Source organism: Microvirga sp. ACRRW, assembly GCF_022346925.1.
Taxonomy (GTDB): domain Bacteria; phylum Pseudomonadota; class Alphaproteobacteria; order Rhizobiales; family Beijerinckiaceae; genus Microvirga.
In genome coordinates this window covers 13,506-37,997 of record NZ_JAKRNJ010000012.1, presented here as the reverse complement: position 1 = coordinate 37,997, position 24,492 = coordinate 13,506, and the positions used below count along the sequence as shown (strand labels likewise).

Here is a 24,492-nt window from a genome sequence, read left to right as displayed (position 1 = left end):
TTCCCAAAGCAATGGCAGATTATTACCCTCTCATTGCACGGGCCGTTGAAGGCCTGACAGAGCAGAATCCCGCCTCGCGGCGCGCTGTTTACGAGCGCGCCCGTACGGCTCTGGTCGCTCAATTGCGTTCGCTCAACCCGCCTCTCGGTGAGGAGGCCATCCAGCAGGAATGCGCCTCGCTCGATGAGGCGATCACCCGGGTCGAGGCCGATTTCGCGCCGCCGCCTGCAGGTTTCGATCCTAGTACCTTCGCCGACATGCTGGCCGAGGATCAGCGCGAGCAGACACCCGCCGAGCGCCTGCGCAGCGTGGTGTCGCCGGGGCAGGCGCTTCGGGCTCCCTCGCAGGATGAGCCGGAACCCGAAGCGGTTTCCGAGACTTTCGAGGACGCAGCTCCCGCCCGTCCGCGTGTCGACACGCGCCCGCATCCGGCCATGCAGAGCAACCGCCAGACGCGGTCCATTCTGCTCGGTGCCGCCATCGGTCTCGTGATCCTCGTCATCGCGGGTCTTGCCTGGTGGCAGAGCCGCTCGGATGCTCCGATTCCGGAGACGCCCGTCGCGGAAGCCCCGCAGGCTCCTGCGAGCCCTGAGAACTCCAAGAATAACGAACGCGTCGGCGGCCAGGCGCCGCAGGCCCCGGCTCCGGCCGCCCAGGCCATCGGCGTGGCGCATCGCGCCGTCTTCTATGAGGAAGATGCCACCAATCCCCAGACGCCGAAGGCTCAGGTGGGCCGCGTGGTCTGGCGGCTCGAGGACGTCAATCCCGGCCAGGGGCAGGCATTGGAGAAGGCCGTCACGGCCAATATCGAGATCCCCGATGCGGGCGTGACCATGAAGCTGGTCCTGCGCCGCAACCTCGATACGACGCTGCCGGCCTCGCACACGGTCGAACTTACCTTCACCACCCGTCAGGGCGACAGCGGCCGCGTGATTCGTGACGTGGGCCTCCTGCAGTTCAAGAACGAGGAAGCCGCGCGCGGCACGCCGATTGCAGGCCTGCCGGTGCCGGTGCGCGAGAACCTGTTCCTGATCGGCCTGTCCAACCTGCAGGGCGACGTGGAGCGCAATACGGAACTCTTCGTGCGCCGCAACTGGATCGACCTTCCGGTCCGCATGGCCTCCGGCCAGCGTGCGATCCTGAGCTTCGAGAAGGGCACCACGGGCGAGCAGGTTCTGAACAGCGCCTTCAGCCAGTGGCAGTAAGACTTATCCCGTGAACAACAAAAAAAGCCGCGCATTGCGCGGCTTTTTTCATGGAACTGAGCTTGCCGTTCAGGCCGAGGCTTCGGCTGAGGCCGTGCTCTCGATCTGGGTGAGGTTCTTCTTCACCGCTTCCTGAATCTTCTCGAAGGCGCGCACCTCGATCTGGCGCACGCGCTCGCGGGAGACGCCGAACTCGGTGGAGAGTTCCTCCAGCGTGATCGGATCGTCCGACAGGCGGCGGGCCTCGAAGATCCGGCGCTCGCGCGGGTTCAGAACGGAGAGAGCCGTGCGGAGCGCGGTCAGCCGGTTCTGGCCTTCCTCTTCCTCCACGAGGATCTGCTCCTGACTTTCGCTCTTGTCGACCAGCCAATCCTGCCACTCGCCGCCACCTTCGCCTTCATCGCGCAAGGGTGCGTTGAGGGAGGCATCGCCGCCGAGACGGCGGTTCATGTCCACCACGTCCTGCTCGGTCACGCCGAGCTGGGTGGCGATCTGCTTCACCTGATCGGGGCGCAGGTCGCCTTCGTCCAGGGCCGAGATGCGGCCCTTGGCTTTGCGCAGGTTGAAGAACAGCTTCTTCTGGTTCGCGGTGGTGCCCATCTTCACGAGGGACCAGGACCGCAGGATGTATTCTTGAATCGCCGCCTTGATCCACCACATGGCATATGTAGCGAGGCGGAAGCCCTTGTCGGGCTCGAAGCGCTTGACGGCCTGCATGAGGCCGACATTGCCTTCCGAGACCACCTCGCCGATCGGCAGGCCATAGCCACGGTAACCCATGGCGATCTTGGCGACGAGACGCAGGTGGGATGTCACGAGCTTGTGGGCAGCCTCGCGATCTCCATGCTCCCGCCAGCTTTTGGCGAGCATGAATTCCTCATGCGGCTCAAGCATGGGGAAGCGACGGATCTCGTCGAGATAGCGGGAAAGGCCCCCTTCATTGGCAAGCACTGGAAGCGCTGCAGCCATATCTTTTTCCTCCTTTGGCTCCTTCAAATCCGAGGCAAGCCTGAGGCGGCCCCCTCAATGGCTGGCCGCCCAACTTCCCTATATAAGCGGTTCGACCTTGTCCGAATAGAGGCGCCAGACTTCAAGACGTGGTGAACGCACCAAATCCGCAAGGGTGCCAGCGTGGCCGGATTTTGCGACGCATTGACGCTTGAAAGTCAGGCTCGAAGGGTTTCCAGCAGCAGGGCCAGATCAGCTGGAATGGGGCTCTCGAAGCGCAGGAACTCGCCCGTTCTGGGGTGCTCGAAGCCCAAAACGGCTGCGTGGAGCGCCTGCCTGTTCAGGGCCTTCAGAGCGTCCTGCTGGGGTTCTGAGAGGCGGTTCGCCTTGGTCTTGAACCCTGAGCCATAGACCGAATCCCCCAGAAGAGGATGGCCGATATGAGCCATGTGCACGCGGATCTGGTGCGTGCGCCCGGTCTCCAGCTCGCATTGCACGAGGGAGGCGATGGGATTGCCGGAGGGGAGGGCCTCCAGCAGCGCATAATGGGTGATGGCATAGCGCCCGCGCTCGTTGTCGTCGGAGACGATGGCGATCTTCTCCCGGTTATGCTGGCTGCGGGCCAGCGCTGCCTCCACCGTGCCCCGCCTGCGCTCGGGAACGCCCCAGACTAGGGCCTGATAAAGCCGCTCCAGGGGGCCGGTGCGGCCGTGATCGGCGAATTGCTCCGCCAGTCCCTGATGGGCGAGATCGTTCTTGGCCACCACGAGGAGGCCAGTGGTGTCCTTGTCGAGCCGGTGCACGATGCCCGGGCGCTTCACCCCGCCAATACCGGAAAGGCTCTCGCCGCAATGGGCGATGAGCGCGTTGACCAGGGTGCCCGATTCATGCCCAGCCGCCGGATGAACCACGAGGCCCGCCGGCTTGTCGATGACGATGAGATCGTCATCCTCATAGACAATGACGAGATCCATGGCCTCGCCCTGAGGCTCCGCCGCAACGGGCGGAGGCACCTGCAGCGCAATCCGCGCGCCGGCGCCGACCTTACGGCCCGGATCGAGCACGGGCGCGTCGTCGACGGTCACCTGGCCCTCGCGGATCAGCGCCTGCAGGCGGCTGCGGGACAAATCGCTCGCGAGCCGCGCCAGCACTCGATCCAGCCGCTCGGCCGCCGTTCCATCTTCCAGGGTCCATTCCTGCCGGGTCGTATCGTCCACCGCATCCTCATATTCATCGACGCCCTCGCTTTTTTGAGAGAAAGGGCTTGAAGGGATTCCCGATGGTGGTTATACGAGCGGCCTCCACCTTGCTAGCTCCCTTCGTCTAGCGGTCTAGGACGTCGCCCTCTCACGGCGAAAACAGGGGTTCGAGTCCCCTAGGGAGCGCCATTCCTCACGGAGCGGCCATGCATAGGCAAGGTGTAGAGTTCATCCCCCATCGATAAGTACCGACTCGCTCAGACGAGAAAATCCTTTCGTTCTGCAAGCAGGTTTCCTGGGCGGGATGTTGCTGCCTCAATGCTTAAGGCTGTGCAGAAATCCCGTCACGCCGAGAAGTGTCGCGCAATTGGGCAATACGGGCGCATGTCGGTGCGCGCGAGCGGTAGCTTGGGCTTGGTGAGGGGGGAAATCCGCTTGCGCCAGTAAATTTTTTCCAGGCCACGAGTTGAGCCGCATTGTGCGGAAAGCGCTTCCGCAAGCGTTGGTTTTATAAAGTGAAATTTCTTCAAGCGCCGCTATTCTGCGAAGCGCGAATAGGTATTTTTTCAGGGCGAAGCCTCAGAAAAACGAACATTGATGCGCCGGGTCACGATTTCGCCCTATTTAGTATAGAGAACGTTCCCAACAGATTAGCAGATGGCTGACTGGCTAAACTGAATTGAAGTCGAGTAGAGTATTTTAGAACAAGCAGCCAAATCTACCGCGTAATTGCGTATATTCCCGCCTGCCTAAAGTCTTTTGTTCAAGATCCATCAACGGTGTCTCGGAAGCCTCGAATAATGAGGCTCGGAAGACACCTGGGGCAAAACTCATGTCTTTGAATTTTGATGTCGCGCTCAGCGGCAACCTCGACCTGTCGTCTCCGGCAAAGCATCCGACACGACCTTCAGTATTCAGACCTTGCTCCGCATGAGATGAACGGCTTCGACAAAGCCGTTCTGACAGCCCCCGACCTCATCGTGAATTAGCACGATGATGCCGATCGGAGGCGGCGCTCATTCCTGTCGCTCTGCCTCCCTTCATCCTCGCCTTTGCACGGAATGCATTTTGATCCGCTGCAAGAACCGGCACTTCATTTTTTTGCCGGAAAGAGATTTTTCCAAGGATTGCTCTTTAACGCTCTCATTTTGAGAAAGCCTTTTCAAACAGGCCCCGCTTTCACGCGGGGCCTTTTTCATGAGCCGGTTGAAAAGGCTGATTCATTCAGCGGGCGTCATTCGCATCGTGGAACTGGGTTGAACGGCCGGTGCGGGGCGAAACACGAAATAGGCGAAGATCAGCATCGCGGCGAGAACGACAATCGATGCAATCCCTGCGACAGGCTCTGTAGCGGTGTAACCGAGATGGATGGCGGCGACGGCAATGGTCAGAACCACGGTGCCGATGGACCACAAGATGACCTGGATGAGCGCCAACCGGCTCGTATCAAGGGCGGGGCGACGCTCGTAGTAGATTCCGAACAGGAACAGCGACACCCATCCGAGAAGGTTTAAATGTGCATGCGCCGGCATGATCGAATGATCCTGCGTTGCCGCCATACCGATGCCCATGGCCATGCCGACTATCACGAAAAGCACGGCGAGCCTGAAGCTGAGGGACGATGCCGTCATGATGCCTACTCCTGAGCGGGTTCCCATGATCAAATGCGATTGTTGTTGTGAGCACACTCCCATCGATTCATCGGTGTGTAAAATCACAACGGCTACCTCTGAAGCATAGCTGCCCCAGAACGATATTCCGTTGATCATTCCAAAGGCGGAATTACTCCCAACGCCAAAAGAAAACGGCCTGCTTCAGCAGGCCGTTTGCGATCAAGGAAAGTCAAAGTATCGGTTGCTTTGTGCGGCGCTTGTTCGCGTGCCGCATTCTCACGATGTAGGCCGGGCATCCGATTTTGAATGAACTGATTGCGTCTTTTCCAATCCTTCTCTTTGCTGGTTCTCCGGCACAATGCGATCGCCGGCTGCCCTCTCACCGTGCTCCTTAGGATTTGAACCGCTTTGATCGGGATGCACGATGCTGGTGTTCACGCTTCGCTCAGCCAGGCCTTGCGGATGATCGCCGTGTTTGTCCGCCATGGCTCAGCTGTCGCCCTTCATGCCTTGCTGGCTTTGCAGGGCGTGCTCGCAGCGTTCCACATGGTTGATCGCGCGTTGCTTCATCTCTTGCCTGTTGTGGCAGGGATCGCCGACATCCTGATGGCAGAACTGACATTTCATGTGGGCCTCCTTGGCTTCAATGCTGTGAAGGCCAACGTGAAGAAAGAGGTTGTGTTCCGGCTTCGCAGGACGTCAGCCGCGCGAAGCCGCAGCAACAATCTCAACTGTAAAGATAATTAGGCAGCCAGAGGCCAAGCTGCGGGAAGATGTAGAACATCGCCATCGCGACGAGAACCAGAAACAGGAACGGCATTACGCCTGCGAAGATCTCGTTGATGGTGACATGAGGCGGCGCGATGCCTTTCAGGTAGAAAGGCGCCATGGCCACGGGCGGGGAGAGGAACGAGGTCTGGATGTTGAGCGCGATCAGGACGCCGAAGAAGATCGGATCGATGCCGAAATTGTCGAGGAGAGGCAGGAAGATCGGCACGAAGATCACCACGATCTCCGTCCATTCCAGTGGCCAGCCGAGCACGAAGATGATCGCCTGCGTCAGGATCAGAAACCAGAACGGCGAGAGGTTCAGATGCGTGACGAAGTTCTCGATGGGCTGGTGCCCGCCGAGAAATGCGAAGATGGACGAGAAGATGAAGGAGCCGACGAACAGCCAGCACACCATCGCCGATGTGCGCGCGGTGAGAATCACGGATTCCCTCAACTTGCCGAAGGTGAGTGAGCGATAGGCTCCTGCGAGAATGAGGCTGCCCAATGCTCCGACCGCAGCCGCTTCCGTTGGCGTTGCGATGCCGAAGAAGATCGCGCCGAGCACGGACAGGATGAGGAGCGCCAGCGGGAAGAACGAGGTGACGAGTGACCAGACAACCTTTGCGAGGGAAACCTTGCGCTGCTCCGGCGGGAGCTTTGGCGCAAGGCTTGGGTTGAGCGCACAGCGGATGATCACGTAAGCCATGTAAAGCCCCGCGAGCATGAGGCCCGGGAAGAGGGCGCCCGCATAGAGCTTCGGCACGGAGACGCCCGCCGTTGCGCCGTAGAGGATAAGCATGACGCTCGGTGGAATGAGAATGCCGAGACAGCCTCCGGCGCAAACCACGCCTGAGGCAAGGCGCGTATCGTACCCTGCGCGCAGCATGGCGGGAAAAGCGAGGAGCCCCATCAGCGTCACCACCGCGCCGACGATGCCGGTGGCAGTGGCGAAGAGCGCGCAGGTCAGAAGGGTTGCGACCGCGAGCGAGCCGGGAATGCCGCCGACGGCGATCTGGATCGAATGGAACAGCCTGTCGAGAATGTTCGCTCGTTCGATGATGTATCCCATGAACACGAAGAGCGGGATGGCGACCAACGTGTCGTTGGTCATGACCGAGTAAGATCGCTGCACCACAAGCGCGAACACGATGTCGCCCATTGCCATGTATCCGAAGCCGAAGCCCAGCGCCATGAGCGTGAATGCGATCGGAAACCCGAACATGATGAACACGATGAACAGGCCGAGCATCAGCACACCCAGTTCGGGATTCCCCAGCCCCCATGATGCCAGCATCAGACGGTTCCTTTCGTGAGGCCTTGTTGTTCGGCTTGCTCGAGAATGAGCTTTTCGGTTTCTTCCACGTCATGAAGGCGTGGGGGCCAATCGCCTGTGCGCAGGCAGGTAATGCAGCGGATGACTTCGGCGACGCCTTGGAATGCCATCAAGACGCCGACGATGGGGATGAGCGCCTTGAACGGATAGATCGGCGGTCCGTTCGGTGAGTTCATGGAATGCTCGTTCATGAGCCAGGACATTTCCGTGAAGGGAATGCCCGCATAGATGAGCGCGAGAATGCCGGGAAAGAAGAAGAGGATGTAGAGGACGAGATCCATGCCGGCCTGCCGGCGTGGCGACCAGTTGCGGTAGAGGAAGTCGCCTCGCACATGGTTGTTGCGCGCCAGCGTATAGGGGCCCGCCACCATGAAGAGCAGGCCGTACAGCATGTAGCTTGCATCGAATGCCCATTCCGTGGGCGCGCGCAGCACATAGCGGGAGAAGACCTCGTAGCAGACAGCGAAGGTGAGGGCGAGGATGGACCAGGCAACAATCTTGCCGATGAATGTATTGATGCGGTCGACGAAATAGGCGAAGCGCATGCAGGGGAGCCCTTCTCACGCGAGCTGATGGATGCAGGAAGAGGACGGCACATGCGTGCCATCCTCGATCTTGGGAGGCGGCAATGCTTCGCGGCTCAAGTCGCCTTGAAGAAGTGATCGTAAGCCATCTCGCGGGATGGCTCGTTCAAGCGCTCATAGGCATAGGTGCGCTGCACCCAAGCCTTTTGGCTGTCGATCACCTTCTTGAAGAACGCATCCTTGGAGAATTCTTCGATCACCTTGTTCCATGCATCGAGCTGCGCCTGCAGCACGGCGTCCGGGGTCTTCTTCACCGTCACGCCGCGCGCCTTGATCGCCTCGAGATCCTTCGAGTAGCGATCGAGGGCCTTCCACGACATGTCGGCGGATTCGGACTCGGCTGCGTATTTCACGATGGCTTTCAGTTCTGCGGGAAGCGCATCGTATTTCGCTTTGTTGAAGAGCAGCTCGAAGGTCTCACCGGATTGGTGATAGCTCTGAAGCATGAGGTTCTTCGAGACGTCGGGGAAGCCGAGCACCAGATCGGAGGAGGGGTTGTTGAACTCCGCTCCGTCGATGACGCCGCGCTCCAGGGCCGGGACGATTTCGCCTCCCGCCAGAATGGTAACGGCTGCGCCAAGCTGCCGGTTGAGATCGGCGGCAAGGCCCACGGTTCGGTACTTCAAGCCCTTGAAGGCATCGGCGGATGTCACCTCGCTCTTGAACCATCCCAGCGGTTGAGCGGGCATGGGGCCGGACAGGAAGCCGACGAGATTGAGCTTGAGGATCTGCTGCTGCAGCTCGTTGTAGAGATCGTAGCCGCCGCCGTAGTTCATCCAGGCCAGGAACGAATTGGCGTTCCAGCCGAAGGACGGGCCGGTGCCGAACAGGGCGTAAGCCTTGTTCTTGCCGTACCAGTAGGCCGACACCCCATGGCCGCCGTCGAGAATGCCGGCATGCACGGCGTCCTGCAGCTGGAAGGCCGGAACGACCGCGCCGGAGGCGAGAACGTCGAGCTTCAGACGTCCGCCCGACATGTCGTTCACGCGCTTGGCGAAGTCGTTGCAGAATTCGTGGAAGATGTCGCGGTTGGGCCAGGTGGACTGGAATTTCCAGGTGGCCGTTTGTGCTCGTGAGACTTGCGGAGCAGCGATGGTTGCTGCCGTGCCGAGGCCGGCGACCTGCAGGAAACGCCGACGCGAGTGTTTGGACGATCCCGGAAGCTGAGCCTCCGGAGACTTGCCTTTTTTCATGGCTTCCTCCCTCACCCCTATTGTTGTGAAGGATCGCGCTTTCTTGTGAAGGAGCGCGTGTTCCCAAGAGAATGGTGCGTCACTTTGTCATGAAATTCAAGAGGCACCCTCCTAAAGCATCAGCAATACCTGGAGAGCCCGGCTTTTACTTGGCCAGGAGAAGAACTTCTTCTTTTCAGGTGGGAAGGTTTGCGGCCTGACGTGTCAACTTGTCGTGATATGTCGTTTTAAACCCGCTCAAGCGCCGTCGTCAGATCGGCCAGCAGATCGTCACGATGCTCCAACCCGACGGACAGCCTCACGAGACCATCCGAGATGCCCATCTCGGCTCGCAGATCCGGGGCGAAGCGCTGATGGGTCGTGGTCGATGGATGCGTGACGAGGCTTTTCGCGTCGCCGAGATTGTTCGAGATGCGGATGAGCCGGAGCGCATTCATAAAGCGGAACGCGCCTTCCTTTCCGCCTTTCACGGTGAGTGCGATCATGGTCGAGCCGCCGGTCATCTGGCGTCGGATCAGCTCCGCCTGGGGATGGTCGGCGCGGCCGGGATAGGTCAGGCTCTGGAGCTTGGGATGATGGTGCAGGGCATCGGCCAGGAAGCCGGCATTCGCCGTCTGCCGCTCCACGCGCAAGGACAGCGTCTCTAGGCCTTTCAGCAGGACCCAGGCGTTGAAGGGCGAGATCGAGGGTCCTGTCATGCGCATGAATTGCTGCACCTTGTTCTCGATGAAATCCGTCGAGCCCAGGATGATGCCGCCGAGACATCGGCCCTGGCCGTCGATGTGCTTGGTGGCGGAATAGACGACGCAATCCGCGCCGAGTGCCAGGGGCTTTTGATAGAGCGGCGTGGCGAAGACATTGTCGACGGTAAGCGTCGCTCCCGCCGCGTGGGCGATATCGGCAACAGTTGCTATGTCGATGATCTGCAGGCTGGGATTGGAAGGCGTCTCCAGAAGGAAGGCCTTCGTCTGCGGACGCACGGCCTTGCGCCATGCTTCGGTGTCCATGCCGTCGACCAGGGTGCAGGCCACGCCGAAGCGGGGGAGAAAATCCTCGACTACCCATCGGCATGAGCCGAAGAGGCCGCGTGCCGCCACCACATGGTCGCCCGCCTGCACTTGGCTCACCATGGCCGCCGTGACCGCCGCCATGCCGCTTGCGGTGGCGCGGCCGGTTTCCGCGCCTTCCAGCGCGGCCATGCGCTGCTCGAACATGTCGATGGTCGGGTTGGAATAGCGGCTATAGCTGTAGCCCCCTTCCTCGTTCAGGAAGCGGCGCTCGGCGCTCTCCGCGCTCTCATAAATGAAGCCCTGGGTGAGGAAGAGGGCCTCGGAGGTCTCGCCGAAGGGCGTGCGCAGCTGCCCCTCATGAACGAGGCGGGTTTCGAGGCAGTAATCGGGGTCGCGGTTCGTCGTCATGGGCCGATACTAAGTTCGTTCTTTAAAAAGAACAATTGTTTTGTATGGAGAAAAGGTCGCGATACTCTCTCGCCTATGCCGCACCGCTTTCGCGGATGAGGCGCTCCAGGCAGGGCACTAGCGAGGCTCTCCAGGAGGGAAGGCTGATCCCGTGGATCGTTGCGAGCTTGGTACCGTCGAGGCGAGAATTGGCTGGGCGCTTCGCAGACGTTGGGTACTCTGCCGTTGAAAGAGGCCGAACCTTGGCGCTGGGGCCGCCCAGGCGTGCCGAGACCGCAAAGATTTCGGTCGCCAGTTCGGCCCAGCTCGCGAAATCCGGGGCGGCCATGTGGAAGATGCCGCGAAGGGTGCGATCCTGCGGTTTATCCAAGAGGTTCCTGGCGACGGCATAGATGCCGTCTGCAAGGTCGAGTGCGCTTGTCGGGGAGCCGAACTGGTCGGCAACGACGCCGATTTCGTCCCGGTCCCGGGCCAGCCGCAGCATCGTCTTGACGAAGTTCTTGCCGAAGGGACTGTAGATCCAAGCGGTGCGCAGGATCGCATGATCCTCCGCCGCCTCCGTCACCGCTTGCTCTCCCAGGAGCTTGGAGGCGCCGTAGGCTCCCAGCGGGTTGACTACATCGTCCTCGCGATAGGGGCGGTCCAAGCTGCCGTCGAACACGTAATCCGTGGAGATGTGGATCACGGGCACCCGCATGGCCGCCGCCACGCCGGCGATGACGCCCGCTCCGATGCCGTTGATCGCCTCGGCCAGCTCCGGCTCGGTCTCGGCTTGGTCCACGGCCGTGTAGGCGGCCGCATTCACGATCACGTCCCCGCCGGTGTCCCGAAGGATGTCCTCGATCCCGGACGGGTCTGCTAGATCCAGCTGCGGCCTGCCGAGCAGCACGGCCTTGGCACCATGCTTCGCCGCGCGCTCCGCCAAAGCGCGGGCGACCTGTCCCTCCCTGCCGATCACGACGATACGCATGAACCTCACTGTCCTCATTCTGGAGGCGTGGCCTTGCGGCCTTTTGCCGAGCGTAACAGGATTTCTAGGGAAGGCCCGAGTGTTTTCTGCCGTTGCTGCGCTGCAATATCACACTCCCGTCATGGTTTTCCCACACATTGCGATTCGCGACGCGATAAAATGGGTATGGGGATGACGAGGGAGGTGGACATGTACGCTTATAATCTGTTCCGAAACACGCAGCAGGACGGTCTCGTCTGCGCGGTTCCGGAGGAGCGTTCGGTCCCGGCTTTCGTGACCGGCCCGCATTGGCAGTTTGGCGGTCGCCTCGACGGCGGCGAGACGCCGCTCGGGTTCGACCAGCAGGCGGCTATGACAGGCGTTCGCTTCAACGGCTTTTACCTGTTCGCCTCATTTCTGAAGGATGCGCCGCAGCAATAACCCGAGCTGATGGAATGCATGAAAGCTTTTGAACTAAGTTACGCAAGGAGCTGATCGGGGTTGATCTGGTAGGACGTCTGCTCTCTACTTCGTGAATGCGGCGTCCGCCGTTGCCCTTTCTCCTGCGTGGTCCCTTGAATTCCTCTCTCGCTCTTATCTGGACCATTACGGCAGCCACGACCTTGCTTCAGGCGGCGAACGGTCTGTTGCAGGTTGTGATGCCGTTGCGCATGCAGGCCGAGGGACTCTCTGTTTCCTCCATCGGCATCGTGGCGGCGGCCTATGGCCTTGGCTTTTCGACGGGCTGTTTCATGGCGCCCGCCTTCATCCGGCATGTCGGCTATATCCGCGCTTTCGCAAGCCTTGCGGCGCTCGTCGCAATTCTGGTGCTGGCCATGACGCAGGCGCATTCCACTCTCGCCTGGGCGCTGCTGCGCGGCCTCATGGGCGTCACGCTTGCCTGCATCTTCACCGTCACCGACGGCTGGATCAGCGCGCGCGCCACATCGAGCCATCGCGGGCGGATTCTGTCGATCTACATGATCTGCACGAAGATCGCCCTGATGCTCTCACCGCTCTGCATCGGCTTCGGCGACATCAGGACCGACGGGCTATTCATGGCGATCAGCGCCGTGATGTCCCTGTCCCTCCTGCCGATTTCTGCCACGACCACGAAGGAGCCACCGGCGCCTCTGGGCGTGAAGATCGAGGTTGGGACCCTCTTCGCGCTGGCTCCCTCGGCGGTGGTCGGGGCTTTCGTCGTCGGGCTCGTCAACGGTCCGGTGATCGCGATCACGCCCGTGTTCGGCGTCAGCATCGGATTGAGCCAGGAGCGGGCAGCGGCGTTGCTCTTCGCCCTGCAAGCGGGCAGCCTCCTGCTGCAATGGCCCTTAGGCTGGCTCTCCGACAGGGCGGACAGGCGCTATATCATCGCCGGACTGGCGGCGGGAACGAGCCTCATCTCCCTGTTCATCCTGTTCGCGAGCGCGCAAGGCGCGCAGAACATGATCCTCTGGAGCTTCGCGGCCTGGGGCGGATTGGCGTTGTGCATCTACTCGGTCTGCGTGGCCCATGCCTGCGACATCGTCGATCCCGGGCGCATCGTCTCGACGGTCGGGACGCTTCTCTTCTCGTGGGCTGCGGGCGTCACGATCGGTCCGCTCATCGGCGCGGGAGCGATGGAGCTGCTCGGGCCGCAGGGGCTCTTCATTTATTCCGCGCTCGCCTCGGCCGGTCTTGCGGCCTTCATCGTCCTCCGCATCATCAAGGTTCAGCGCCCGCCTGCCGGAGGCGGGTTCGTGGTCGCCTCCACCAACTCCACCGCTCCAACCGTGACCGCCCGCACGGATATGGAAGCGGGAGAGCGCGAGGCGTCCGATCAGAAGCTGGCGTCGGCGGTCGCGCGGGATGAGACGTCCGAGTAACGCTCGAGACGCTTGTCGATCATCGTGTCGATCTTGTCATAAACCTCGGACACGCTGAGCTGGCGTGTCTTCTTGCCGTTTTGGGCAAAGAACAGCGACTTGTTCGACTGCGCCGCGCGCGGGAACGCGCTCTTGGCGCTCTTCTTCGGCGTATCGTCCACAAGCGCAATGAACCTGCTCGCGCTGTCCACGCCGAAGAAATGCGAGAGATAGAACTCGGAGCGGCTGAGCTTGCGGCCGAGGCTCTTCTCGATTTTCGTCTTGTCTCGCTGCATCATTTCCGCCGCCATGAGCGCCGAGATGTAGGGATTGCGGCGCAAGCCGAGGATGTACTCGCGCTTGACCTCGTCCGCCACCGCGAGCTTGCCGTCCTGTCTCTCGATGGACGATGCTTCCATGATCAGGCCATGCTTGGGGCCGAACGAGCGCACGGCTTCGAGCCACGTGCTCGAGATGAACTGGAAGAGACCGACAGCTGAGGAGGTCGATGCCTTGTTGCCGGGCAGGAAGCTCGATTCCTTGTCCGCGAGCGCCATCATGTAGACCGGATCGGCGCCCGTGAGTTCCGATGCGCGCATGATCGTATCGACGATCCAAAGCGGCACGCGCATCTCTTCGAACTCCATGTACTCGACCGGCGTCACGTCGATCTCGCTCCCGACATCGCCTTGAGCGACGGGAGGGTTCGTGAGCGGCATGGACGTGATGAAGAGTTCCTGCAACCGATCGTAGCTGAGCATCTCAGCCGGTTCCACGGGGGCGATGGTTTCCAGGGGATCGGCGCTGCCGTGCTGCACGGACGGCTGTGACGTCATGTCGAAGGCAGGCACGCCATCCTTCTGCGTGTTCGCTGCAAGAGCCGGAGCGCTCGCCAGCATGCAGGTCAGCAATCCCAGGCTTCCGAAGATATTGCACAAGGTATAGCGCTTGCCGGAAGGTAAAAGATTTTCCGACGCGGCGCACGCTTGAACTCCAGCGCAAGTATTGTGCTGGTAACGAAGAACGGATGACTGGCATGCGCGATGAAGCGCTGTCAGAACAATCTGCATTCGGGATGGCCCCCTGAAACGACTGCTTGCCGCAGAGCGGTTGCGCAGTCCTTCTTGATTTAACGAGGACCAGTATGTGCGAAGTCGGTATGTCCAGAATAGGTCAGCGTGGCCTTGAGGTAGGTTAATTGTCCGATGTGCGGCGAAGCGTCGCCCGCCCGAATGAGGAGGAAACCCCACGTATGAAGGGTTTCAGGCGTTTAACAAATCGTTCCATGACAGGTTGACGCAAGGGAATATTTGCTTCTTTTGAGCCCTTGTTACCCTAGCGGAAAGAGCTTTGGGCAGCGCCAAATTCACCGGTTTGCCACAATTCAGCAGTGTAAAAAGAAGAGGCCGGACGCTGCCGTCCGGCCTCCTGCAAAGCGCATTGCCGTGAAACGCGATGTTACCAGGTCGCGCGCAGGCCGGCGTAGAAAGAGCGGCCGGCTGTGCCGTAATCGTAGACCTCCTGATAATTCGCATCGGTCAGGTTTTCAGCACGGGCATAGATGCTGAAGGTATCGTTGATCTTGTAATCGGCGTAGAGATCGAAGCGTGCATAAGGGGCAAGCTCATACAGCTCACCCGGCGAGGAAAATCGGCTTCCCACGAGCACGATGGACGGCTCGATCGAGAGGCCCGGCAGGGGCGTGAACGCGAAGCCGAGACGTCCCTGATGCTCGGGACGGCGGGCAAGACGCAGATCGGTCTCTTCGTCGAAGGCTTCAAGGTAGGTATAGCTGGCCTTCACGCGCATCCAGGCGGGGACGACATCCACATCTGCCGAGAGCTCGATGCCGCTGGTGCGCGCACGGTTCACGTTGATGAAGCAGCCATAGATCTGCTGCGGACCGCAGGTTTCCGCCATTCCATACGCAATCAGATTGCGGAAGCGGTTGGCGAAGAACGTCGCCGAGAGAAGCACGCGATCATCGGCAAGGCGCTGATCGATACCGACATCGAAGCCGACGGAACGCTCGGATTCGAGATCGGCCGTGCCTGAAAACGGATCGAACTTCTGATAAAGCGTCGGAGCCTTCGCACCCGTGCCCAAGCTTGTGCGCAGCTTCGTGCCGGAATTCGGAATCTCGTAAGCCGCCGTCGCGCGCCAAGTGCCGAAAGTGTCGCCATCCTCGATGTCGTCGATGCGGCCGCCGAGCGAGAGATGCAGGTTCTCAATGGGGCTGAACTGATGCAGCGCATAGACGGAGCGCGTGTTCTGCGAAGCGTCGACGTTTTCCACTTCGTTCGTCGGGAAGGGAAGCACGTTGCGCGATGTGGAAAGCAGCGTCTCCTGCTCGATCTTCGCGCCGAAGGTGAGAAGGCCGAATGTACCGAGCTTAAGATCGCCCTGGTATTCTGCCGCCGTCCGACCGCCCTGATAGCCGTATTCATCCCAGTAGAGGCTCGGGAGGAAATAGGAACCGATCAGCTTATAATCGCGGTCCGTGCGGCTACCGGAGACAAGGAAGGTGTTCTTGAGAATACCGTCAAAGGTGTTGGCGGTGAGACGCGCATGGCCTTCGTACAATTGCTGCCGGGTCTTGGAAGGACCGTCGGGCAGGAATTCGAAAGAGGATGCGCTGTTGTCGATGGCCGCGTTGTTCTGGCTCGCATAACCGCCGATCTCAACCTCGACGTCGGGAGAAAGAGCAACCGCGACACGACCTGCCGCGCCGATGCGAGACGCGCCATCCTTCTCGAGCGGCGAAGAGAGAGCGTCCTCGATGCGGCCGATGCGATAGCCGTAGCGGGAGAAGCCACTGGTGTTGAAACCCGTTGTCGAGAAGGCGTAGGACACGGGCCCGGTGCTGCCCGAGACGGCAGCACGTCCGGCGATGGTGCTGTAGCTGCCGCCTTCCACGCCGACGCTGAAGCGCGGTGCGCCTTTACCCTTGCGGGTGATGATGTTGATGACGCCGCCGATGGCATCCGAACCGTAGATGGCGGATTGCGGGCCGCGCAGGACTTCGATGCGCTCGATGTCAACGGCGGCAAGGTTCGAGAAGTCGAACTCGCCGGAATCCGTCGAGGGATCGTTCACGCGGATGCCGTCGATGAGAACGAGCGTCTGACCGGATTCGGCGCCGCGAATGCGCACCGTGGTGGTGGCGCCGGGGCCGCCGGTCTCGGTGACGGTCACGCCCGGAACGCGGCGCAGGACATCGGCGGGGCTTTTCGGGGATTCCTTTTCGATCTCTTCCGCGGTGATCACCGAAATCGCGCTTCCGGCCTGCGAGATCGCGAGCGGCGAGCGCGTCGCCGTGACCACGAAATCGGGCGCAGGGGCCGGGTCGCCGGCGGTTTGAGCGTGAGCGATGCTCAGAGAGAGAGCGCAAAGAGAAACAGATGCCGCAAGAACGCGGCACGAAGGCACGATCATGGAGACCTCCTGCTCGCCCCACGCGAGCAATAAGGGTTGCGTTTTTCAACGCCGGCCGGTCTCCTGGCTTGCGGGTCGTTGCGAGCAATCCGCCTTCCCAAATTCTCTTGAGCTTGTGCCGCTCAAAGATTCAGTGGCATGAAGGATTGCCGCTCGCCGCTTACAGTTGCGGGGGCAGCCACGGAATAGGACTAGGTCCGCACCGTGTTCCCGTTTCACCTCGATGTTCGAGGCACCAACGTTGGATCTCTCTTTACGGACTCGTTTCTTATGCCGCAACTCCACCCCGGTCGGTTTTCCAAATGGATGTGGCCGATCTGCATCGCCCTCGCTTTAGGGGGTGGCGCTGCGGAAGCTCAGCATCGGCCCCGGCGCGTCGTGTCGCTCAATCTCTGCACCGACGAGATGCTTCTGGCCTTTGCCGACCGGGAGCAGATCGCCTCACTGACCCATCTCATCAGGGACCCGTCGATCTCGATCATGGTCGAGCAATCGCAGGGCATTCCCGTCAATGACGGGAGGGCCGAGACGATTCTGTTCAATGGCCCCGATCTCGTGATGGTCGGCACCTATGGCCAGCATTACCAGGCAGCCCTTCTGAAGGCGCAAGGACTCGAGGTTCTGACGCTGGGCGCATGGACGAGCCTCAAGGACGGGCAGGACCAGATTCGCACCATGGCGCGTGCTCTCGGCCATCCTGAGCGCGGCGAGGCTTTGATCTCAGAGATCGAGGCTGCGCTTCAGCGCACGAAGAATATCGTTCCGGGCAAGCCCAGCATCCTTGTTTATGACCGGGGCGGATGGGTGTCATCGGCGGGTTCGCCCCTGAACGAGCTCCTGGTCCATATGGGATTTGAGCTGCATCACGGATCTTTGGGATTGCCCTATGGCGGCGTGGCGCGTCTCGAATCCATCATCACCTCTCCGCCCGATTATCTGCTCGTGGACGAGGATGCGAGGACCACGGTCGATAACGGAACGGCGCTTTTTTCCCATCCGGCGCTCGTCAATGCCGTGCCTTTTGCGCGGCGTCTCGTGGTGCCGAGCAAGCTCACGATCTGCGGCGGACCTTCAACGCCTGCCGCCATCGAGGCGCTGGCGGCAGAGGTAAGAGCGAAGGTGCGCTGACCGCTCAACCCAGTTGCAGGTTGAGGGGAGGGGACGGCTTGAGCAGCACCGGACATCCGGCAGTCACCAAGACCACCGCATCGCAGGCTTGCGCGATGCGCTGGTTCAGGCGGCCCTGCTCATCCCGGAACGAGCGGCCCAGGGCCGTTGCGGGCACAATGCCCTGGCCGACTTCATTTGAGACGAGCAGCACAGGGCCTTGGATACGCGACAGCGCATCGACGAGCCCATCCGTCTCGCCATTCACGTCGCGTCCGGCCAGCATCACGTTCGAGAGCCACAGGGTCAGGCAGTCGACCAGGACGATCCGTTCGGGATGTGCGCTTGCAAGGATGGCCTCAGTGAGATCGAGGGGCGCTTCCCGCGTCTGCCATGACGCATCGCGCACCAACTGATGATGCGCGATTCGCTCACGCATTTCATCATCGAAGGCTTGAGCCGTTGCAATGAAAACGCGCGTTGACGCCGCTGACTCGGCCCATTCCTGCGCGAGGCGGCTCTTGCCCGAGCGGGCTCCGCCCAGAACGAGAACGCGGCGATGAAGGGGCATGTGCGTTTCCAGGAATGCAGGGTCGATCAGCCGTTAGCCCGTAAGACGGCTGAGAGGCAAGATCATGTGGACGCGCAGGCCCTCAGGCAGCCATTCCTGCTCCAATGTGCCTCCGAGCTGGCCGGCGATGCTTCTCTGCGAGAGCTGCGTGCCGAAACCCTGAAAATTCGGGGGAGTTTCGATGACGGGGCCACCGCTCTCCGCCCACATCAGGTCGACCGCCTCGTCGTGAATCGTCCATCGAATGGACAGGCGGCCTTCCGGACTCGACAGGCAGCCGTATTTGGCAGCGTTGGTGGCCAGCTCATGCAGGACGAGAGCTAGGCTCGTGGTGGTGTTGGAGCCCACATGCACGCTCGGTCCTTCGATGCCGACTCTGTCCGTGCCGACCTGCCGGTACGGTTCGAGAACCGCTTCGCATAAGCGGGCAAGATCGACATCGGGTCCAGCCCCATGCCCCATGGCGGCAGCCGGCTGAACCAATTCGTGAGCCCGCGAGAGCGCGCTCAGGCGGCCGCGCAGGGCCGTCGCCATTTCCTTCGGGTCCTTGGCCGTGCGCGCCGTCATCGAGACCATGCCGTTCGCGATGGCGAAGAGGTTTTTCACCCGATGGTTCAATTCCCGCGTGAGAAGCAACTGGGCTTCCTCGAAGGTGTGCCGTTCCGTGACGTCGCTCAGCACGCCGGAGAGGCTCACCGCCTGCGCCCCCTCTCCGTCGGGCGCAAACGAGGCTTGGCCGACCGAACGGAACCAGTGGATCCGCCCATCGGGCATGAGGGCGCGATATTCGCACTCGTAATGCCCGTCTGAGCGCGGATCGCAGGCTTTCTCGATGCGGATCCGGACGTTTTCCCTGTCGTCTGGATGAACCATCTGGATCGCTTCATCGAGGGATCGGGTGTGTGCTTCCTGGTGAGGCAGATGATGGAGGATGCTGGTCCCCTCATCCCAGAGGACCACGTTCTTCTCGAAGTCGATCTGCCATGTGCCGAGATCGGCGGCTTCGAGGGCCAGGCGATAGCGGGTCTCCAGGTTGCGGACAGCTTCTTCGGCTTTCTTCTGCGCGTCGATATTGGTGCTGGTTCCAAACCACCGCACGGTATCTCCCGAGAGATCCTGGATAGGAACGGCGCGGCTGAGCATCCACTCGTATCGGCCTGACGCATTGCGGATACGGTATTCGCATTCGTAAGGCACGCCAGTTTCGACGGATCGGCGCCATTGCGCCTGAATCTCGGGCAAATCTTTCGGATGAACGGCGACCTGCCAGCCGTCGCCCAAACATTGCTCAGGGGTCAGCCCTGTGAATTCGTGCCAGCGGCGGTTGAAATAATCATGCGATCCGTCCGCCCGAGCCGACCACACAAGTTGGGGCAAGGATTCCGCCAAAACGGCAAACTGGTTTTCCGTTGCGTTGAAATCCACTCGGATCTCCCTGGGGCCGCGACTTGCCGCCTGTTCTCCCGCCGAAGGGAACTTCATTCTTGTGGGCCTTTTTGATGCTGACAACCTAAATCGTGCTCAATTTGTGATTTCAGGCGCGAAAGAGTAGCCCCTGTGAGGGGAAAGGATTAAGAAACCGCTCCAGTCTGGCGCTCCGCCGCCGGAACACATAGATGCAGGACAGCCCTTGAACCCCTTGAGGCGTTTCGCGCCGAGGCTGATTGAACCTTTTCATGAACGATATGAGTCCCCATCCGGTTGCCGCGCCGGACATTGCATCTGCCGAAGCCCTGCATCCCAAGGAGCGCCGCTCGCGGCGTTTCGCCTGGATCGGTATGGCGGCAAGTGTAATATTGTTCGGAGCCTCCCTCGTTGTTCTCTGGCACATCGTCTCCGAAATCGACGTGAACGAGCTGAAATCGGCCTTCACGGCCGCAAGCCTGCGCCAGATTGGCCTTGCGGTCCTTTTTACGACAATCAGCTACAGCCTTCTCACCTGCTACGACGCCATCGCCCTCAGGCAGCTCAAGCTGAAGATTCCCTATCTCACGACAGCGATGGCCTCCTTCACCAGCTATGCGGTGAGCTTTACCCTGGGCTTCCCGCTGCTCACGGCGGGCACCGTCCGCTACTGGATCTATTCCCCTAAGGGCCTCAGCCCGGGGCGGGTGGCGAGCCTTACCGTGATCACCGGCGTGACCTTCTGGCTCGGCATGGCCCTGGTTCTGGCCTGGAGCCTGATCCGCATGGCGGATGAGCTGGCGAGCCTTGTCTACACCCATATCTGGGTCAATCAGCTCATCGGCCTAGTCGCGGCCGTCTTTGTGGCGGGCTACCTGGTCTGGGTCTCGCTCAAACGCCGAAGCGTGCGCATCCAGGGCTGGAAGCTGGAATTGCCGGGCCTGCGCCTCTCCCTCGGGCAAATCCTCATCGGCGCTGCCGATGTCTGCGCCGGAGCGGGCGTTCTCTTCGTCCTCTTGCCCGGCGGGCACGGCCTGAGCTTCGAGACGTTCCTGGCGGTCTATATCTTCGCCGTTATGCTGGGCGTGGCGAGCCATGCGCCGGGAGGCTTGGGGGTCTTCGAGGCCACGATCCTGCTGGCCCTGTCGAGCTATCCACGCGAGCCGGTGCTCGGCGCGCTGCTGCTCTATCGCCTGTGTTATTACCTCGTTCCCTTCGTTCTAGCCCTTGCCCTGCTTGGAGCCTACGAGGTGCGCAACCGCCTCCGCTCCTCGCGAGGAGCCTTCAAGCCCGACGACGAGCCTGCGGAAGAGAGCTTGGCCGGGAGGTGACTTCGTGAGGCGCGCACCGTAAAAACGGACGCGATACTCACGCGGGGCTGTAAGGCATCATGAGCGATCCCAGCGAAAACAGGCCTGCGAGCGGCTCTCCCGAGGCCGGCCCGCTACGTATGGCGGCTTTTCGCGGAGCGCTTGTGGCATGCCTTCTGCTAAGCGCCATCGCTCTCTGGCGCGGCTACGGCGATGGCTGGTTCGTCTTGGGTGTCGTCAGCGCCATCGTGCTCAGTGCCTTGGCCGGCGGCCCGTATCGGAAGCGGCTGGGCGAAGCGCTGCAGCCGCGCCCCAAGTCTTCCGGGCGCAGCGACATGGCCGAGGCTCTTCTGGCCCATATTCCCGATCCCGTGATCATGGTGGATCGTCGTCAGGTGGTTCTTGAGGCCAACAAGGCCGCTCATCGTCTCCTGCCCGGGTTGAAGATCAGCCAGCCTCTGTCCTTCGCCCTTCGCAGCCCCGATGTGCTCGACGGCATCGAGGAGGTGCTGGAGGCAGGGACTTCGTTGCGTATCGAATATTCCGAGCGGGTGCCCACGGAGCGGACATTCGAGGTGCATATCGGCCCCTTGCAGGCGGAAGCCTTGAATGTTGGCGTTCAATCGGGCGTCGTGCTGTTCTTCCGCGATCTCACCGAGGCGCGGCGTCTCGAGGTGATGCGGGCGGATTTCGTGGCCAATGCGAGCCACGAGCTCCGCACGCCCCTGGCCTCGCTTCTCGGCTTCGTCGAAACGCTGCAGGGCCCGGCCCGTGACGACCTCAAGGCGCGCGAGCGTTTCCTCGAGATCATGCGCGTCCAGGCTCAGCGCATGAAGCGTCTGATCGACGATCTCCTGTCGCTTTCGCGCATCGAGATGCGGTCGCATGTGTCGCCGACGCAGAAGGTCGATCTCGGCTCTCTTGTTGCTCCGATGGTCGAGACGTTTTCGCCTGCCGCGAAGGAAAAGGGCGTGGCGATCCGCGCCGTCCTGCCCGAGCGTCCCGTCCATGTCTTCGGCGATCGTGACGAGCTTCTGCGGGTGATCGAGAACCTGATCGAGAACGCCGTGAAATATGGGGAAAGCGGCAAGGCCGTAGATATTACCCTGGAGAGCATCGAGTCCGAGGCCGGTCCATACTCCGTTCTGTCCGTTCAGGATTATGGCCCCGGTATCGCGCCGGAGCATCTGCCAAGACTCACCGAGCGGTTTTACCGGGTCGATGCCGCTCATAGCCGCGACAAGGGCGGAACGGGCCTGGGTCTCGCGATCGTGAAGCACATCGTCAACCGTCATCGCGGCCAGCTCGACATTGCCAGCGAGCCGGGGCAGGGCGCGCGTTTCACCGTCAGGCTCCCCGAGGCTCCCACAGGCGAATGAGGCCGGATTTCAAGCCTTTGCCAGGGGATCCTTTCGGGCTGTCATCTATTTGTCATCCAACTGTCGTAGAGGCGACATGCGCCGGGCCTAGCTGTCCACTCGCGCGGTCCGGAATGGGTCATGGAACCGCCTGCCGCGCTTGTATGAACAGGGAGATTTACCGTGAAGATCATGTCCTTCGCCCTTGCGGCCGGCCTTGCCGTCGCTAGCCTTTCGACCACGGCGTCCGCTGCTGACATCACCGGCGCAGGCGCGACTTTCCCCTTCCCGGTCTATTCGAAGTGGGCTGAAGCCTACAAGAAGGAGACCGGCAACGGCATGAATTATCAGTCCATCGGCTCCGGCGGCGGCATCAAGCAGATCCAGGCCAAGACGGTCGATTTCGGCGCCACCGACGCTCCGATGAAGGGCGAGGACCTCGAGAAGAACGGCCTCGTTCAGTTCCCGACCGTGATGGGCGCCGTCGTTCCCGTCGTCAACATCCAGGGCGTCCAGCCGGGCCAGATCAAGCTGACGGGCCAGGTGCTCGCCGATATCTTCCACGGCAAGATCGCCAAGTGGAACGATGCCAAGATCGCCCAGCTGAACCCCGGCGTGAACCTGCCCGCCGCCAACATCACCCCGATCTACCGCTCCGACTCTTCGGGCACGACCAGCGTGTTCACCACTTATCTCTCGCAGGTTTCCGATGCCTGGAAGGCCGAGCTCGGCGCCGGCACCACGGTCAACTGGCCGATCGGTCAGGGCGGCAAGGGCAACGAGGGTGTGGCCGCGACGGTGAAGCAGGTTCCGAACGCGATCGGTTATGTCGAGTATGCTTTCGCCAAGCAGAACAACATTCCCCACACCCTGATCCAGAACAAGGCCGGCAAATATCCGCAGCCGGAGATCAAGTCGTTCCAGGCCGCTGCCGCCAGCGCCAACTGGAATTCGGCTCCGGGCTTCGGCATCTCGCTGACCAATCAGGCCGGTGACGACGCTTGGCCGATCACGAACCCCACCTTCATCCTGGTTCATAAGAGCGCAGAGAAGCCGGAGCAGACCGCTGAAGTGTTGAAGTTCTTCGACTGGGCCTACAAGAACGGCGACAAGCTCGCGTCCGATCTTGACTACGTGCCGCTGCCGGACAACGTCGTCGAGCAGATCCGCGCGACCTGGGCCAAGGACATCAAGAACGCCTCCGGTCAGGCGATCTTCAAGATGTAAGACTGACGGCACCTTAATAGGTTGCCGATAAGGAGTGAGGCGGATGGCTGTCGTGTCTGATCAAGTTTCAATGTCGAACATGCAGACCGTCCGCCGTCGCACTTCTCCCGTCTTCGATCAGGGCTTCCGCTGGGCTTCCTACGGCTCTGCCCTGATCGTTCTCGCGGTGCTCGCCGGCATCATCGGCTCGATGGTGTATGGCGGTTGGCCCGCCTTCCAGGAATTCGGCTTCGGCTTCGTCACGTCCAGCATCTGGAATGTCGGAGCGGACCAATACGGTGCATGGGTCGCAATTGCCGGCACACTGACCTCGGCGCTCATCGCTCTCGTTATCGGCGTCCCGATTTCCATCGGCATCGCCATCTTCCTCACGCAGCTCTGCCCGACTTGGCTGCGCCGTCCCGTCTCCACCGTGATCGAGCTTCTGGCTGCAGTGCCCAGCATCATCTACGGCATGTGGGGCCTCTTCGTCTTCGCGCCGCTGTTCGCGCAATATGTTCAGATTCCGCTGGCGACCATTGTCGAGGGCATACCGATCGTCGGAACCGTTCTTTATGCCCGCGTGCCCTCCGGCGTCGGCATGATGACGGCGGGGATCATCCTCGCGATCATGATCATTCCCTTCATTGCGTCGATCACGCGCGACATTCTCGACCAGATCCCGACCGTGCTGCGCGAGAGCGCCTACGGTATCGGCTGCACCACCTGGGAAGTGGTACGCCATGTTCTGCTGCCTCAGGCCGGGGTCAGCATCATCGGCGCGGTCATGCTCGGCCTCGGCAGGGCGCTTGGCGAGACGATGGCGGTGACCTTCGTGATCGGCAACGCGAACCGCCTGTCGCTTTCGCTGTTCGACCCGAGCTCGACCATCGCATCCCGCATCGCGAACGAATTCAACGAAGCCTCCGGCATGCAGATGCATGCGCTGATGGCCCTCGGCTGCATTCTCTTCGTCGTCACATTCATTGTTCTGGCCCTCGCGCGTCTTCTGATTTCCCGCGTGAAGACGCATTAAAGAGGTTG

The 24,492-nt window shown here is 61.3% G+C and carries 21 protein-coding genes, 1 tRNA gene and 1 riboswitch; of the genes, 10 read left to right on the top strand and 12 right to left on the bottom strand.

Annotated elements, in window-relative coordinates; all coding sequences use genetic code 11:
* Nucleotides 1-11 precede the first annotated feature (11 nt).
* The gene (locus MHY87_RS17995; RefSeq protein ID WP_239353951.1) at nt 12-1,205 is read left to right on the top strand and encodes a histidine kinase; all 1,194 of its coding nucleotides are present in this window, start codon (nt 12-14) and stop codon (nt 1,203-1,205) included.
* Nucleotides 1,206-1,274: 69 nt separating this feature from the next.
* On the opposite strand, the gene rpoH is transcribed toward MHY87_RS17995, so the two are convergent.
* A complete protein-coding gene (gene rpoH / locus MHY87_RS17990; RefSeq protein WP_239353950.1) occupies nt 1,275-2,174 on the bottom strand; it encodes an RNA polymerase sigma factor RpoH in 900 nt (299 codons plus the stop codon).
* 197 nt (nt 2,175-2,371) lie between these two features.
* Entirely contained in the window at nt 2,372-3,370 is a 999-nt protein-coding gene (locus tag MHY87_RS17985; protein WP_239353949.1) for an RluA family pseudouridine synthase, read from the bottom strand.
* Nucleotides 3,371-3,465: 95 nt separating this feature from the next.
* Here MHY87_RS17985 and MHY87_RS17980 point away from each other — a divergent pair.
* Nucleotides 3,466-3,541: transfer RNA gene (locus tag MHY87_RS17980), tRNA-Glu, on the top strand.
* A 1,031-nt stretch (nt 3,542-4,572) separates the two neighbouring features.
* On the opposite strand, the gene MHY87_RS17975 is transcribed toward MHY87_RS17980, so the two are convergent.
* On the bottom strand, nt 4,573-4,983 hold the full coding sequence (locus tag MHY87_RS17975; protein WP_239353948.1) for a hypothetical protein: 411 nt from the start codon (nt 4,981-4,983) through the stop codon (nt 4,573-4,575).
* 390 nt (nt 4,984-5,373) lie between these two features.
* Between MHY87_RS17975 and MHY87_RS17970 the strand changes: the two genes are divergently transcribed.
* Complete coding sequence (locus MHY87_RS17970) at nt 5,374-5,712, top strand: hypothetical protein (protein WP_239353947.1); 339 nt, start codon at nt 5,374-5,376, stop codon at nt 5,710-5,712.
* Here MHY87_RS17970 and MHY87_RS17965 read toward each other — a convergent pair.
* From MHY87_RS17965 to rfbD, 5 genes are all read right to left on the bottom strand, one after another.
* Complete coding sequence (locus MHY87_RS17965) at nt 5,693-7,030, bottom strand: TRAP transporter large permease subunit (RefSeq protein ID WP_239353946.1); 1,338 nt, start codon at nt 7,028-7,030, stop codon at nt 5,693-5,695. The genes MHY87_RS17970 and MHY87_RS17965 overlap by 20 nt on opposite strands.
* The gene (locus MHY87_RS17960; protein ID WP_239353945.1) at nt 7,030-7,614 is read right to left on the bottom strand and encodes a TRAP transporter small permease subunit; all 585 of its coding nucleotides are present in this window, start codon (nt 7,612-7,614) and stop codon (nt 7,030-7,032) included. Before MHY87_RS17960 ends, MHY87_RS17965 begins: the two co-directional genes overlap by 1 nt.
* Before the next feature lie 95 nt (nt 7,615-7,709).
* Entirely contained in the window at nt 7,710-8,846 is a 1,137-nt protein-coding gene (locus MHY87_RS17955; protein WP_239353944.1) for a TRAP transporter substrate-binding protein, read from the bottom strand.
* 227 nt (nt 8,847-9,073) lie between these two features.
* A complete protein-coding gene (locus tag MHY87_RS17950) occupies nt 9,074-10,264 on the bottom strand; it encodes an O-succinylhomoserine sulfhydrylase (protein WP_239353943.1) in 1,191 nt (396 codons plus the stop codon).
* A 73-nt stretch (nt 10,265-10,337) separates the two neighbouring features.
* Nucleotides 10,338-11,234, bottom strand: coding sequence for a dTDP-4-dehydrorhamnose reductase (rfbD, locus tag MHY87_RS17945; RefSeq protein WP_239353942.1), 897 nt, complete (start codon nt 11,232-11,234; stop codon nt 10,338-10,340).
* A 189-nt stretch (nt 11,235-11,423) separates the two neighbouring features.
* Here rfbD and MHY87_RS17940 point away from each other — a divergent pair, with 189 nt between their 5' ends.
* On the top strand, nt 11,424-11,654 hold the full coding sequence (locus MHY87_RS17940) for a hypothetical protein (RefSeq protein WP_239353941.1): 231 nt from the start codon (nt 11,424-11,426) through the stop codon (nt 11,652-11,654).
* A gap of 134 nt (nt 11,655-11,788) precedes the next feature.
* Nucleotides 11,789-13,078 (top strand): MFS transporter, encoded by a 1,290-nt coding sequence (locus MHY87_RS17935; RefSeq protein WP_239353940.1) that lies wholly within the window; start codon nt 11,789-11,791, stop codon nt 13,076-13,078.
* Here MHY87_RS17935 and MHY87_RS17930 read toward each other — a convergent pair.
* Together MHY87_RS17930 and MHY87_RS17925 are read right to left on the bottom strand one after the other, a co-directional pair.
* Nucleotides 13,033-13,995 carry a transglycosylase SLT domain-containing protein gene (locus MHY87_RS17930; protein ID WP_239353939.1) on the bottom strand — a complete coding sequence of 321 codons (963 nt, stop codon included), beginning with the start codon at nt 13,993-13,995 and terminating at the stop codon, nt 13,033-13,035. The genes MHY87_RS17935 and MHY87_RS17930 overlap by 46 nt on opposite strands.
* Nucleotides 13,996-14,515: 520 nt before the next feature.
* Nucleotides 14,516-16,492, bottom strand: a complete 1,977-nt coding sequence (locus MHY87_RS17925; RefSeq protein ID WP_239353938.1) for a TonB-dependent siderophore receptor — start codon at nt 16,490-16,492, stop codon at nt 14,516-14,518.
* Nucleotides 16,493-16,527: 35 nt separating this feature from the next.
* Nucleotides 16,528-16,747, bottom strand: a riboswitch (cobalamin riboswitch).
* Between the two features lie 15 nt (nt 16,748-16,762).
* On the opposite strand from MHY87_RS17925, the gene MHY87_RS17920 reads away from it, so the two are divergent.
* Entirely contained in the window at nt 16,763-17,620 is an 858-nt protein-coding gene (locus MHY87_RS17920; RefSeq protein ID WP_239353937.1) for an ABC transporter substrate-binding protein, read from the top strand.
* Between the two features lie 4 nt (nt 17,621-17,624).
* Here the strand turns inward: MHY87_RS17920 and cobU are convergent, their stop codons facing one another.
* Complete coding sequence (cobU, locus tag MHY87_RS17915) at nt 17,625-18,170, bottom strand: bifunctional adenosylcobinamide kinase/adenosylcobinamide-phosphate guanylyltransferase (protein ID WP_239353936.1); 546 nt, start codon at nt 18,168-18,170, stop codon at nt 17,625-17,627.
* A gap of 33 nt (nt 18,171-18,203) precedes the next feature.
* Complete coding sequence (locus tag MHY87_RS17910; RefSeq protein WP_239353935.1) at nt 18,204-19,595, bottom strand: sensor histidine kinase; 1,392 nt, start codon at nt 19,593-19,595, stop codon at nt 18,204-18,206.
* A 251-nt stretch (nt 19,596-19,846) separates the two neighbouring features.
* Between MHY87_RS17910 and MHY87_RS17905 the strand changes: the two genes are divergently transcribed.
* The 4 genes from MHY87_RS17905 (at nt 19,847) to pstC (ending at nt 24,484) form a co-directional block, all read left to right on the top strand.
* Complete coding sequence (locus MHY87_RS17905) at nt 19,847-20,905, top strand: lysylphosphatidylglycerol synthase domain-containing protein (RefSeq protein ID WP_239353934.1); 1,059 nt, start codon at nt 19,847-19,849, stop codon at nt 20,903-20,905.
* A gap of 59 nt (nt 20,906-20,964) precedes the next feature.
* The gene (locus MHY87_RS17900) at nt 20,965-22,263 is read left to right on the top strand and encodes an ATP-binding protein (RefSeq protein ID WP_370644988.1); all 1,299 of its coding nucleotides are present in this window, start codon (nt 20,965-20,967) and stop codon (nt 22,261-22,263) included.
* Between the two features lie 162 nt (nt 22,264-22,425).
* Nucleotides 22,426-23,469, top strand: coding sequence for a phosphate ABC transporter substrate-binding protein PstS (pstS, locus tag MHY87_RS17895; RefSeq protein WP_239353933.1), 1,044 nt, complete (start codon nt 22,426-22,428; stop codon nt 23,467-23,469).
* A 79-nt stretch (nt 23,470-23,548) separates the two neighbouring features.
* Nucleotides 23,549-24,484 (top strand): phosphate ABC transporter permease subunit PstC, encoded by a 936-nt coding sequence (gene pstC, locus MHY87_RS17890; protein WP_370644989.1) that lies wholly within the window; start codon nt 23,549-23,551, stop codon nt 24,482-24,484.
* Nucleotides 24,485-24,492 lie beyond the last annotated feature (8 nt).

Bases quoted from the DNA above. Each gene is read 5' to 3' on its own strand.
- MHY87_RS17920 (WP_239353937.1), top strand. From the start codon at position 16,763: ATGCCGCAACTCCACCCCGGTCGGTTTTCCAAATGGATGTGGCCGATC.
- MHY87_RS17905 (WP_239353934.1), top strand. From the start codon at position 19,847: ATGAACGATATGAGTCCCCATCCGGTTGCCGCGCCGGACATTGCATCT.
- MHY87_RS17900 (WP_370644988.1), top strand. From the start codon at position 20,965: ATGAGCGATCCCAGCGAAAACAGGCCTGCGAGCGGCTCTCCCGAGGCC.
- MHY87_RS17995 (WP_239353951.1), top strand. From the start codon at position 12: ATGGCAGATTATTACCCTCTCATTGCACGGGCCGTTGAAGGCCTGACA.
- MHY87_RS17960 (WP_239353945.1), bottom strand. From the start codon at position 7,614: ATGCGCTTCGCCTATTTCGTCGACCGCATCAATACATTCATCGGCAAG.
- pstC (WP_370644989.1), top strand. From the start codon at position 23,549: ATGCAGACCGTCCGCCGTCGCACTTCTCCCGTCTTCGATCAGGGCTTC.
- rfbD (WP_239353942.1), bottom strand. From the start codon at position 11,234: ATGCGTATCGTCGTGATCGGCAGGGAGGGACAGGTCGCCCGCGCTTTG.
- MHY87_RS17950 (WP_239353943.1), bottom strand. From the start codon at position 10,264: ATGACGACGAACCGCGACCCCGATTACTGCCTCGAAACCCGCCTCGTT.
- MHY87_RS17940 (WP_239353941.1), top strand. From the start codon at position 11,424: ATGTACGCTTATAATCTGTTCCGAAACACGCAGCAGGACGGTCTCGTC.
- cobU (WP_239353936.1), bottom strand. From the start codon at position 18,170: ATGCCCCTTCATCGCCGCGTTCTCGTTCTGGGCGGAGCCCGCTCGGGC.
- MHY87_RS17925 (WP_239353938.1), bottom strand. From the start codon at position 16,492: ATGATCGTGCCTTCGTGCCGCGTTCTTGCGGCATCTGTTTCTCTTTGC.
- MHY87_RS17965 (WP_239353946.1), bottom strand. From the start codon at position 7,030: ATGCTGGCATCATGGGGGCTGGGGAATCCCGAACTGGGTGTGCTGATG.
- MHY87_RS17975 (WP_239353948.1), bottom strand. From the start codon at position 4,983: ATGACGGCATCGTCCCTCAGCTTCAGGCTCGCCGTGCTTTTCGTGATA.
- rpoH (WP_239353950.1), bottom strand. From the start codon at position 2,174: ATGGCTGCAGCGCTTCCAGTGCTTGCCAATGAAGGGGGCCTTTCCCGC.
- MHY87_RS17955 (WP_239353944.1), bottom strand. From the start codon at position 8,846: ATGAAAAAAGGCAAGTCTCCGGAGGCTCAGCTTCCGGGATCGTCCAAA.